At 52.1% G+C, this 2,344-nt stretch carries 2 protein-coding genes and 1 pseudogene; all 3 read right to left on the reverse strand.

The annotated features are described in order from the left end of the window. Positions 1–53 precede the first annotated feature (53 nt). Positions 54–881: a DNA repair protein RecO gene (gene recO, locus Q0628_RS13455; RefSeq protein WP_298771805.1), complete on the reverse strand. Its 828-nt coding sequence runs from the start codon at positions 879–881 to the stop codon at positions 54–56. Positions 882–933: 52 nt separating this feature from the next. After that, positions 934–1,273: pseudogene (locus Q0628_RS13460) on the reverse strand (histidine triad nucleotide-binding protein). Between the two features lie 77 nt (positions 1,274–1,350). Next, on the reverse strand, positions 1,351–2,157 hold the full coding sequence (locus tag Q0628_RS13465) for a type IV pilin protein (RefSeq protein WP_298771807.1): 807 nt from the start codon (positions 2,155–2,157) through the stop codon (positions 1,351–1,353). Between the last annotated feature and the right edge of the window lie 187 nt (positions 2,158–2,344).

Below are 2,344 nucleotides of genomic sequence, written 5' to 3' on the forward strand. Positions count from 1 at the left end.
GTAGTCGTAGGCGGTAATCATCGAAACTTTTTCGCCTTTAGCTTTCTTGTTCTTTATGTCGATTGGGCTGAGCATAACTTACGAACCTCCTGTAGCCATGAAAGGGAATGGATTTCTTTCAGGAATCCGATGTGATTGCGCAGATAAGATAGCAAAGCGTTCTCCACAAAAACGCGACCCGTGAGCTTTTGTGGCGCCTGCTCGGGGTTGTTTTGCGCTAAATTCAGTTCCCAGAGCCCCTGCAACGTCTCTGCGCGGGCACGTGCGCTCTGTACACCCTGGCAATGCCTGCAAATGAGCGCGCCCGATTCCGGGAAAAAGTCCGCCGCAGGCTCCGTGAGCTCCTTTTCGCAGCGGCTGCACACGCCAAGTTCCAGGTGGTAGCCCCACAAGTCGCAAATGTTCAACAACCAGCGGCTGAATACCGAGTCGGCACTCGTGTTGGCCGGCGAATTTACTGACCCCGGCGCGCTTGTAACAGCGGTGTCGCTCGTGGTGCCTGTGGGGGAGTCGAACTCCGCAAGCGCCTGCTTTAGCAAGGCGAACTCTTCGGGAATCGGAGTGGCCGGCGGCGCATACCGCAGCACAATCTCGGCCATTACTTGTGCAACCGCCAGGTTCAGCAGGGAATTCCGCAACTCACCGTGCCAGTCGATAATCGACGCCTCTTTAATGAACTGCAACTCGGCATTCGGGTTCTGCCGGAACACCACCTCCGAAAGTGCGAGTGGGTCGAGCGCCCCTTTAAAGGGTGACTCCTTGCGCTTAGCGCCCTTGATGATAAAACTCACCACGCCGCACTCTTCCGTGAGCGCTTTCACGATAAAGCTCGAGTCGCTGTACGCAAACCGGTGCAGAACAATTGCTCTAGTTTTTATCATAATGCTAATGCAGCGCAAACGTCATTGCGAGCGTAGCGCGGCAATCCATTCCCTACTTGCTGGGGAACGGGGGCCAACCCATGACCTGGCCGCCAAGCACGTGCAGGTGGATGTGGAACACCGTCTGGCCCGCGTCGGCCTTGCAGTTGAACACGAAGCGTGCCGAGTTCCTTCGCTATCAGCTGGGCGCGGTAAAGCATCTTGCCCACCAGTTCGCAGTCGGAGGGCTGCATGTCCATGATGGTCGAAATGTGGCGCTTGGGCACTACCAGAAAGTGCACCGGGGCCTGCGGGGCGATGTCGTAGAAGGCGAACACGTCGTCGTCTTCGTAGATTTTCTTGGAAGGGATTTCACCCTTGATGATTTTGCAGAAAAGACAGTTTTCACTCATAGTGACTATAAAGTAGTAAAAAGAAAGGCCGCCCGTTGTGGGGTGGGGCGACCGGTGGGGGAATGGTGTGAAGGCGTTTACTTGCAGGGTTGGGTCGAAAAGCAGGTGCCGAGCCGGGTTTTCAAAGGATTTGAGGTGCCGTCTTTAGCCAGGAATACTTCGAGTGAATGGCTGTCGGGGTTGCCGTTCGTCCATCGGATCTTCATGGAATACCTGTATTGGCCGTTGTTCCCGTATTTTGCGTTCGGGTCGCCGTTTAGTGCCCTACTGGTGAAAAGGGGCGTTTTAGGATAGGTGCGGTACCACCCATTTGACTCTTTTTTTACGTCATAATCTCCCGGATGCCCATTGAAATTATTGTTGTCCGCTCTTGCTATAACGATGTCGGCGACGGCACCGAAACCGGCGTCCCTAAATGCCTGGCTCCAAAATCCGGTGCTGGTAAGGAGCCCGCACATATTCTGGTTGTCGCTCGTCCTGGTTTTGTTTTCACCTTGGTAGTTGGCGACAAAAACATCATGGAGTTCAAGAACAAAAAGAGAAACGCCTTCCTCTGTTGCAAGCCACTTGCTCAGATTGTCTTTGCTGTTTTGAGTGTTGCCGCATTTTGCGGATTCGTCAATACGGAACGCGTCGTCTTCGTAAAGGGCGCGGTCCAATGCATCACGCAGGTAAAAGAATTTAAGCAGGTCCGTTCGTTCCTTTGCTTTCTCGATCATGTCGGTGCATTTCGGAATGGCTATGCCCGAAAGGATGTTAACCATGACAATCGCCACCATGAGCTCGATAATGGTAAAACCAGCCTTCCGGTTGTTGCGGGTGGTGCCCTCCGGCCCCTTGAGCGAACAAAAATCTGTGATCCTCTTCAAAATTTTAGTCACCATAAAACCCCTTTGCTTGAGGTCCAACAACATAAATATAAAACAAAACTTTACAAACAAGTGTGCTTCGTAATAAAAAAAAGACATTTTCCTTACTCCAACTTGGAATATAAAACCCGCCGTAGCCGATTTTTTGCCGTTTTTACAAACTTTTTACTGAAAACTGGTCTCAGGTTGGCAGAAAACAGCG

It is taken from the genome of uncultured Fibrobacter sp., assembly GCF_937877005.1.
Classification (GTDB): Bacteria; Fibrobacterota; Fibrobacteria; order Fibrobacterales; family Fibrobacteraceae; genus Fibrobacter.

Excerpts from the sequence above, each read along its gene's own strand:
- recO (WP_298771805.1), bottom strand. The coding sequence starts at position 881 with ATGATAAAAACTAGAGCAATTGTTCTGCACCGGTTTGCGTACAGCGAC.
- Q0628_RS13465 (WP_298771807.1), bottom strand. The coding sequence starts at position 2,157 with ATGGTGACTAAAATTTTGAAGAGGATCACAGATTTTTGTTCGCTCAAG.